We start from the raw sequence: 8,047 nt of genomic DNA on the forward strand, positions 1-8,047 counted from the left end.
CAGGGTCAAGCTTGGTGCCGCCCCCTATCCACGCGAAAGAATCTGCTAGGCCCCCGCCACGGTGGAGATGGGAAACCCCACCTCCACCGTGCACCGAACGGAAGGGGATCCGTTCGGCAGACCGACAGGTGTGGCTCCGGGGTCGGGGGAGACGGAAGAGCCTTGTGACTTCACAAATGTTCGTCTTTGCTTCCATCAACATGTCCTTTCGGTCTAATTCGAAGACGAGCATCAGTGATGATCACTATCCTCGTCATGCTCGTCGTGATGCTCTTCCTCAGACTCGCCTTTATCACTGGTGCTTAACTCCATAAGCATGGTGTCTTGGCCAACGACCATCTCAAGATCCACGTTCACATTTCGTGTGAACACAAGACGCGCAGGAAAATGGGTCCCATCAATGAGGGGCCGGGTCAGTTTCGTCAGTCTGATTTGAGCTTCAGGATTATCGAAATCGATGACATCTCCACCCCTTATTGCGAGGTTAGTGATGGCTTTGCCGTTGCGTAGTATTTCCACTGCACCAGAAATCGGCGTTTCGACACGTATCAAGACAAGTGGTCTATCCCCTTCATTGGAAATAGTAGGATGCGCGTATGTGTCTTCTCCGCTGCTAGATTCGACCCACGGATGAATAATCATGACGTCGCCCTTCTCGACTGTATGAGCAAGAACCGGGCTTACGGCAGCACCGACGAAGAGAAGGCCGATTGCCGTAAAAAAGGACGAAATTGCCCAGTAGAATAGAGTTTTGAATGTCATTTCATGCCTCCTATCCCGCACTTAGCGTTAACAACGCAGCGCGGGAAATCCGGTGAAAACCTGGATAAATCAAAGATTGGATTGCATAGAACCTTGGTGACGGGCTGCTATATGCAGGACCCTATTAGACTCTAGGCAACAACAATCTCAGAGACGAAGACGTTCAGTTGTGAGGTAAAGCGGCTGACCACTTGGCCAATAAAAAAAGGACGGGTCTGCAGGTCCCAACGCTCTTGGGCATGGCAGTTCAGGTAGCGAAACCAGAACAGATTTATGAAATTCTTTTTCAGACTTAACCAAATCTCCTGCAAGAGCCGGAGCAGGAGAATACATTTGGTCACATACTTCTTCACAAATTTCTTGAGGTGTAAAACCTTCAGTTTCTCCGTGATCATGTGGATTTATGTCAGCGACAGAATGTAAATGTTTCGAAGTTTTAGTTTGATCAATAACGTGTGGTGACTCATCACCACACGCAAGAAGCGGAGACGCCCACGACAGAACCAGCGCCAAGCATGCACTTAAAATTGCTTTTTTGTTCCGCCGTCTAAAAATCATGCTCTGTATTCAACTTTTACTGTTAGGCGAGCTTTGAAATGATTCCAAATTCACATTCCTGACTTTCACCATACCACACTTTAGGAATTCGGAATTGAATGTTTCAAGAGCAAATGTATTCGCTGAGCTTCCAGAAATACTTTGCCTAGTATCAAGAGCGTAAAATAGCTAAGAAGTTCATGACCTTAGCAATTAGCTAAAAAACTGCACTCCCAGATATTTGACCACAGGGCTAGTGACTTTATTGGTTTTTTCCCAAGATAACATAATTACCTCTGAGCGTTTTACCTAAAATTAGCGACATATGGCTTATAGCTCTTGTGTAATCTCTAGGTCTTTCGAGTCGTTCATCATGTGGATTACAAAGCTGTTTTGCCCACTCTTTTCTTCACTAGGTTAATCAGCCTGGGCAAAGACAAACGAACCAGGGCGATGACACGACCGTCACCGCCCTTACGATCTCGACCTTGCTCTCGCAGTCACTCAAACCTTAGCGTTGCGGCATGGCCATAATAGTGACGTCGTCTTCTGTAAGCCCGGCCAGCGTGGACTTCCATTGACCGACAGGCCCTTCGAGGTCGGCAAACATCTCAAAGGTTTTGTTTTTACAATCCGCGCTCTCCAGACAATACACGGCGACCGCTGCAACATCCGCCCTGGGAATTTGCCGCCGCGCTGCCGTACTATCGATTTGAAGCAGATCGACCCCTGTTACACCGCCGGGATCATCGTTTAAGTTTCCGGGCCGAAGAATTGCGGACTCCATTTCGCTGTCACGCAGGTAATCTTCCCCGAGCCACTTCCACACCAGGATGTTATTGAAGATAAAGTTGAGGCGATTGCGAACGTCCCCGCCAGCCCCGGCTGAGGAGATTAACACGAACCGTTTGACCCCCGCCGCAATGGCCGCATCGACCATGTTCACAACGCCCTTATAGTCAACGTTTTCCGGTCGGTTATCTCCCGTTGGTTCAAGCGAGCCAATGGACGAGATGATGTAATCCGCGCCTTCAAATGCAGCGGCTACGGTTGCCGGGTCTTTGATGTCGACCACGGCCCAGTTGATATCGCTGCCGTAGCGTTCGCGGGCCCGTTCCAGACTGCGAGTGGTGCCAACCACATCATAGCCGGCCTCCTCGGCCAAGCGGATGGCGGCGATGCCGGTGCTGCTGGTGCCGCCGACGACCACCACCTTGTCAGCCGCCAGCAGAGGTGAACTCAGCGACAAACAGATAATCGCCAAGCCCAAGGCTTTCATATAATTAGGCATACCCCCCCTATTCGCCACCGGACATTTCAGCCCGTGCCTTTGCCAGTGTTTGCATGTCGACACCCAGTTGAGGCTTACTCGGCTCAACAATAACAGCGAACGGTGCTGGCGCTTTGAGAAGCCAAGCCCGCCAGTATTCTTCGTCGTTGTCATGGGTTTCGACCCAACGGTCTTCTTTCTCGCCGCAAACCTGAATGGTTTTGAAGTACAACACTTTGCCCGGCGTGCGGGGCACCGAAGCCATAAACTTAAACAAGCCGAGCTCCTCTGACGGTAGTGTATTGCCAGACCATACGATTTCATCGACCACTTCGGTAATGGGCCGACCTTCGCGCATCACCGGTTGATCGGTCTTGCGTTTCTTGATCTCGACGTCCCAGCCATCACCCGGATGCGGAACCACAAGCGTAATTTCTTCCGGCACTTTCATGCGCACGGCGGTGGTTGGGTCCGCACCGCACCCATGGGGCACAATCAAAGTCAGCATTTCGTTGTAGCCAGCCCGCCCCTGCATATCTTCGATGATGATATGGGCGTGTGGCGCAGACTGCGCCGCAAACAAAGCACCGGCAGCCAAGCCGCACTTAAGCCATTTAGATGTTTTCATAATTCCCTCCCGTATGCGCCGGAAATTCCAGCAGTATACCAACACGCTAGGCTAGGAATTTGAGGCTCGTATGCTCAATTTGGGTAACACGACCGACGCGTGGTCAAACCCTGGACCCGCTCCAGAGTTAAGGTTTTCTGGCGTTTTTTGGACAGAACTGTTATTAATTTCATCCCATAACAGTTTTCACAGATGTTAGGGTCGCTGGCCACGAACATCTAAATGCACCGTTTCAATAGGAGATTTTTAAATGTTCAAGAAAGTACTTTTTACAACTGCGGCCATGGTGGGAATGGCTTTCGCCAGTTCAGCATCAGCCCATAATGCTCTCGACCTTAAAGAAGGCTACGCGGGTTACTCAACGCCCATGGTTCTTAGTGTGAACCACGGCTGCAAAGGCAGCCCCGTTGTTGGTTTGCGCATTAGAGTCCCGGATGGCGTTACAGACGCTAAGGCAGCTTTTGATCCAGCCTGGGACATTGAGTACAAAATGCGGACGCTGGAGACACCAATCATGGCCCATGGTCGTGAAATCAACGAAGTTGTTGGTGAAATCATCTGGAAAGATCCAGTGAAAACAGTTCCTGCAGATGGCTGGTACCCGTTCAAGTTTCGCATGACCCTGCCGGATGAGCCGGGCAAAGTGTTCCATGTCCAAAACATCACGGTTTGCGAAGAAGGCACGGACCCTTATGTGGATATGCCAGAAACGGCACTCGACATTAACGACCCACAGTTCGCAGAAAAAACCTGGGCGTTCATGACGGCAACTGCAACCCCTGCACCCTTCCTCGTGATTCGCGCGCCGGAGAAAAAACAATACCCATGGGAATGGACTTCTGAGCAAGCCCGTGGGACTTCCGTCCAACAGGAAGCAATGGCCAAATAATATCCTCCCCAGGATTTATAGCTAATGTTTTCAGTTTGGTGGCGGGGCGGTCAATGACCGCCCCGTTTCTGCCTGTTTTATTATTGAGTCATCACTTATGTGAATATATGTTTTCTTCATCCGTCGGCAACGATGATGAAGGCCACCAAAATGCTTTCGCTTTGAGATAAGAAACATCTGTTCGCCAGAGCTTCTAATATTTGAATTTATTAATAAAGAAAGGTCAGTTCAGGCATGAGTATAGTGTCGGGCAAAATTGCCACTACAGAGGCCTACAAAGATACGAAACACTAATGTATAATTTAATAAGTATGACCTCACAGTTTGTTATCCTCTGGGTTTAGCTGAAAACGCTGCATGAAGGGAACCACTCATGGTCTATTTCAAATCCGCAATCGCTTTAATAATTCTCGTCTTTTCTGGAACTTTGGCTCAAGCCGAGCCGGTGAGTCCAAGCGGCCATATCGCCGTGGCACCAGATGTCGCTCTCAATGCCAACGGCGACCTCGCAATGCTGTGGGTCGATCGCGCTCCTGAGTTAAGTGGCGAACATAGTGGTCATGATCGGCACTTATCCTATACGGATCTTTATGTCGCTATCTCGCATGACGGCGGCATCTCCTTCGACCCACCAACTAAGGTCAATCATGATGCGGGCGTGGTCTGGGGCCAATCGGTTAGCAGACCTCGTATCGTCGGCTCGGCGGATGGCACTTGGCACATTACCTACGCCGCCAATGAAATCCATCCAGAGCACGATAAGCCTGCGCTCACATCCCACTACACCCGCTCGACCGATGGTGGACGCACCTTCGAAGCCCCTCGCCGGGCATCCACTCTGACCAACTCTGACTTGAGCGAGATGATCCATGGCGGCTTTATGAGTGCGGCAGCCTTTCAGACCATCACCGCCGTACCGGATGGTAGCATTCACCTGTTCTGGATTGATACCCGCCACATGTCACAAGAACAGAATACGGGAGCTTTATACGCTGCGGTATCTAGAGATGGCGGTGCGACATTTGGCAGTGATCAGGAAATATTCGCTGCTAATGTGTGCCCATGTTGTCAGCTGATGGCCACTGCCTCTGCTGGCGCGGATATTTTAGTAACAATGCGAGACGTCTCACCGGATGGCTTCCGCCAATCTACAGTTACGCGCTTTGGTCCCGACGGCGCCATCAAGAACGATCGTGTCGCAATGGGCACAACACCATGGCAGATCGATGCCTGTCCGCTCAAACCCACCGCTGTCGCAATCAAGGAGGATGCAGTGTTTTCTGCGGTCTACAGTGGCGGAGAAGAGGAGCCTGGCGTATTTTTCTCTTCCTCCGTGGACGGTGGAAAATCTTTCGTCCGAGCAACACCAACACATCCAGATGCTCTGATCTCAGATGCTCCATCCATCGCCGTCAACGATAGCCACGTGCTTGTAGCCTGGCACGGCAAGACGAACGGACCGCGTCAGATTTTTTATCGCATGTATGACCTAACAGGTTCACCAGTCGGAAACATTGCAGCTATAGACTCTGGTTCAGAGCACGCCTCCAGCCCAGTAGTTGTCGCACTGCCCGATGGAGGATTTCGTGTTGCATGGGAACAGGAAGATAGGATTCACACGACGGTGCTACCAAGTATACCAGGGGAAACCGAAGTTGGATTGCGTTGAACCCATGAGAGCCAGGATGAGCAGGTGTTTCATCGCTATCGCCTTATTTTTAGCTGGCACGGCGTTAGCGAGTGATCCGGTCGAGAAAGTCAGTCCGGCTGACCTTGAGGCTATCTTGGCGCAGGAACAAGGTAATGTTGTGGTCCTGAATCTCTGGGCCACATGGTGTGCTCCATGCCTCGTAGAGATTCCTGATCTGCAAAAGTTGGAGGCAGACCTTAAGGACAGCAATGTCAGCCTGATCGGTATCTCAGTCGACGAACCACAGTTCAGTACCGATCATATTTCGGACATGCGCGACCGGCGCTTCCCTGGCTTTCGCACCTACGCTCGCGATAATCGAGATGTGGATTACTTGGTCAGCGTTATCGACCCCGCCTGGAATGAAGTAGTGCCCACCACGTATATCATTGATCGTTCGGGCGCGGTGCATACGCGAATCCAAGGCAAGAAGTCTCTTGAGGAATTCAAAGCTGCTGTTTTAGCGGCCACGGAATAACGGAATTCGAATTCATCAACTCCGAAATTTCATCCAACTTATTTACTATCCCTGTACTTAAAAAAAACTATTCCCCAATTATTTTAAAAAACTTATTTATAGATAGGAAAACCGCTGAGATCTGTTCGCCAGTGACTGCGCACACAAAAAGCACAAGATTCGAAATGGAAACTACACATAAATTCATATGCGGACCCCAGACCTCCGCGTGCAGCCAATTCGAAAAGGCGTATCAATCAACTCATTTGATAAATGATCAGTCGATATGAGTTAGAAATTAACTATGGAGTTTTTATATATCACATACGTAATTATCTACGACCAAGGCGGCCCTTTGGAGGCCTGGACCAAAGCTTGAGACGTTCTTGCCAGTCTGTAAGCAACTTGAGTACATCTTCCATCACGATCTTTGTCGGCTCGAACACAATCAAACCGAAGAACATGGCCAGACCTACCCATAGGTCAATGTTCCAATCATCTACCATAAGCTCAAAACTCAGTGAGTTAGGCCAACCGAGAATATTTTTCGAAATCCACATACACAGACCAAACAGCACAAAGATCGCAATGACCTTGGTGCATGAAATCAATACACATAAGAGGTCAGCTACTAACCTTGCCATTGTCGTTTCCGCTTTAAAGTCTCAAAGACGCCTGAGATTGGTTGATCTACTTATTGCAGAACAAACACTTATTTATATCAGAAAGACGTAATTCTATCTGTATTCCAACAAGATACTAAGTCTATAGTCTGTGGTCAATTCCCCATACCCATAGAAAACTCTGGGTATGAATGCACGTAACGAATTTGGGATAAGACTACGCGAACTCCGCAAGGGACGCGGACTCAGCCAGGAGAAACTAGCTGGCGAGATCAGTCGTTCAGTCGATGCATTGTCTAAACTTGAGCGCGGCCTGAGTCTGCCAAGCTTTGAGACAATTCTCAGCCTCTCAAAAGTACTGGCCACGCCCTTAGGCGATTTACTTGAGCCCTTCGATCAATCTGCCAGAATCAGTTCCAATAAACGAAGCTTGCAAAGTCAGGTGATGGCTATCTGCCAAGATCTCGACGAAGCGAAACTTGCTATTGCCGTTAAACAGCTCAAAGCCTTGAAAGACGGTTTAGTAGGTCATGAGTGATGACAATAATGAGATAACTGAATTCCCTGCGTGGCCTCCTGAACAAGAACAATCCCTGCCCAAACTGGTGGAAATAACTGATCTGTTCCGCGAACTGAGTGATGAGCATAAGCAGACGGTCGTCAAGTCAATCGAGCGACTTAGAATAATCAGTGATACTGACTTTCACCCAAACCAGTCAAAAGAAGAACGGAAGTATCTAAGAGAAGCAATAGCCGCGCTCATTAAGTTCCAAGGCAGCACAAAGAAACTCGGCGATGTCAGTCAACGGACTTTAAGAGAGACCTTTTCGCCAGTCCTGGGCGAAATACTCTCACGATCTGCAGTAGAGCGAGCACTTGGAAGTTCTATACCAAGACCGTCATCTCGTTCTCACCGCTCTAACATTAACGCACTACGCGGCCAAGTAGAGTTGAATGAAATAGCCGAGCGTCGCCAGCGGGCAATTATCCGTAATGTTGTTAACCATGAGACGCAAAAGGTTTGGACTTGTAACGGTTTTGCGCCGGTCACCTATCTCATTATGCCACCTTGGCCTCGAATGCGAGCGGGCTGATGCCGCCCAGATATGAATGACGTCTTCGGGTGTTGTAGAACCCGTTGATGTACTTGAAGATTGCGGCTTCGGCCTGCCGCCGCGTCGACCATTTCTG

11 protein-coding genes are annotated in these 8,047 nt (G+C 49.6%); 5 read left to right on the forward strand and 6 right to left on the reverse strand.

Annotation, left to right across the window (positions count from 1 at the left end; translation table 11 throughout):
- Positions 1 to 231 precede the first annotated feature (231 nt).
- The 4 genes from RIC29_00100 to RIC29_00115 all read right to left on the reverse strand — a co-directional run bounded on the left by RIC29_00100 (position 232) and on the right by RIC29_00115 (position 3,197).
- Entirely contained in the window at positions 232 to 762 is a 531-nt protein-coding gene (locus RIC29_00100) for a copper chaperone PCu(A)C (protein MEQ8733296.1), read from the reverse strand.
- A gap of 147 nt (positions 763 to 909) precedes the next feature.
- Complete coding sequence (locus RIC29_00105) at positions 910 to 1,320, reverse strand: hypothetical protein (protein ID MEQ8733297.1); 411 nt, start codon at positions 1,318 to 1,320, stop codon at positions 910 to 912.
- A gap of 490 nt (positions 1,321 to 1,810) precedes the next feature.
- Positions 1,811 to 2,590 carry an SDR family oxidoreductase gene (locus RIC29_00110; protein ID MEQ8733298.1) on the reverse strand — a complete coding sequence of 260 codons (780 nt, stop codon included), beginning with the start codon at positions 2,588 to 2,590 and terminating at the stop codon, positions 1,811 to 1,813.
- Positions 2,591 to 2,597: 7 nt separating this feature from the next.
- Positions 2,598 to 3,197 (reverse strand): YcnI family protein, encoded by a 600-nt coding sequence (locus RIC29_00115; protein ID MEQ8733299.1) that lies wholly within the window; start codon positions 3,195 to 3,197, stop codon positions 2,598 to 2,600.
- A gap of 250 nt (positions 3,198 to 3,447) precedes the next feature.
- Between RIC29_00115 and RIC29_00120 the strand changes: the two genes are divergently transcribed.
- From RIC29_00120 to RIC29_00130, 3 genes are all read left to right on the forward strand, one after another.
- Positions 3,448 to 4,086 carry a DUF1775 domain-containing protein gene (locus RIC29_00120; GenBank protein MEQ8733300.1) on the forward strand — a complete coding sequence of 213 codons (639 nt, stop codon included), beginning with the start codon at positions 3,448 to 3,450 and terminating at the stop codon, positions 4,084 to 4,086.
- Between the two features lie 373 nt (positions 4,087 to 4,459).
- Complete coding sequence (locus RIC29_00125; GenBank protein ID MEQ8733301.1) at positions 4,460 to 5,755, forward strand: sialidase family protein; 1,296 nt, start codon at positions 4,460 to 4,462, stop codon at positions 5,753 to 5,755.
- A gap of 16 nt (positions 5,756 to 5,771) precedes the next feature.
- Positions 5,772 to 6,254, forward strand: coding sequence for a TlpA disulfide reductase family protein (locus RIC29_00130; GenBank protein MEQ8733302.1), 483 nt, complete (start codon positions 5,772 to 5,774; stop codon positions 6,252 to 6,254).
- A 311-nt stretch (positions 6,255 to 6,565) separates the two neighbouring features.
- Here RIC29_00130 and RIC29_00135 read toward each other — a convergent pair whose 3' ends face one another.
- Positions 6,566 to 6,877 (reverse strand): hypothetical protein, encoded by a 312-nt coding sequence (locus RIC29_00135; protein MEQ8733303.1) that lies wholly within the window; start codon positions 6,875 to 6,877, stop codon positions 6,566 to 6,568.
- A 166-nt stretch (positions 6,878 to 7,043) separates the two neighbouring features.
- On the opposite strand from RIC29_00135, the gene RIC29_00140 reads away from it, so the two are divergent.
- Positions 7,044 to 7,394: a helix-turn-helix transcriptional regulator gene (locus RIC29_00140; protein MEQ8733304.1), complete on the forward strand. Its 351-nt coding sequence runs from the start codon at positions 7,044 to 7,046 to the stop codon at positions 7,392 to 7,394.
- Positions 7,387 to 7,950, forward strand: a complete 564-nt coding sequence (locus tag RIC29_00145) for a hypothetical protein (protein MEQ8733305.1) — start codon at positions 7,387 to 7,389, stop codon at positions 7,948 to 7,950. The genes RIC29_00140 and RIC29_00145 overlap by 8 nt, the downstream gene beginning before the upstream one ends.
- On the opposite strand, the gene RIC29_00150 is transcribed toward RIC29_00145, so the two are convergent.
- Positions 7,916 to 8,047, reverse strand: a 132-nt coding sequence (locus RIC29_00150) for an IS3 family transposase (protein ID MEQ8733306.1), incomplete at its 5' end; no start/stop codon positions are given. The genes RIC29_00145 and RIC29_00150 overlap by 35 nt on opposite strands.

This window comes from Rhodospirillaceae bacterium, from assembly GCA_040219235.1.
In the GTDB taxonomy this organism is placed as follows: domain Bacteria; phylum Pseudomonadota; class Alphaproteobacteria; order Rhodospirillales; family Rhodospirillaceae; genus WLXB01.

What these genes read in the sequence shown, in the direction of transcription:
- RIC29_00100 (MEQ8733296.1), bottom strand. Translation starts at nt 762, where the DNA reads ATGACATTCAAAACTCTATTCTACTGGGCAATTTCGTCCTTTTTTACG.
- RIC29_00105 (MEQ8733297.1), bottom strand. Translation starts at nt 1,320, where the DNA reads ATGATTTTTAGACGGCGGAACAAAAAAGCAATTTTAAGTGCATGCTTG.
- RIC29_00110 (MEQ8733298.1), bottom strand. Translation starts at nt 2,590, where the DNA reads ATGCCTAATTATATGAAAGCCTTGGGCTTGGCGATTATCTGTTTGTCG.
- RIC29_00115 (MEQ8733299.1), bottom strand. Translation starts at nt 3,197, where the DNA reads ATGAAAACATCTAAATGGCTTAAGTGCGGCTTGGCTGCCGGTGCTTTG.
- RIC29_00120 (MEQ8733300.1), top strand. Translation starts at nt 3,448, where the DNA reads ATGTTCAAGAAAGTACTTTTTACAACTGCGGCCATGGTGGGAATGGCT.
- RIC29_00125 (MEQ8733301.1), top strand. Translation starts at nt 4,460, where the DNA reads ATGGTCTATTTCAAATCCGCAATCGCTTTAATAATTCTCGTCTTTTCT.
- RIC29_00130 (MEQ8733302.1), top strand. Translation starts at nt 5,772, where the DNA reads ATGAGCAGGTGTTTCATCGCTATCGCCTTATTTTTAGCTGGCACGGCG.
- RIC29_00135 (MEQ8733303.1), bottom strand. Translation starts at nt 6,877, where the DNA reads ATGGCAAGGTTAGTAGCTGACCTCTTATGTGTATTGATTTCATGCACC.
- RIC29_00140 (MEQ8733304.1), top strand. Translation starts at nt 7,044, where the DNA reads ATGAATGCACGTAACGAATTTGGGATAAGACTACGCGAACTCCGCAAG.
- RIC29_00145 (MEQ8733305.1), top strand. Translation starts at nt 7,387, where the DNA reads ATGAGTGATGACAATAATGAGATAACTGAATTCCCTGCGTGGCCTCCT.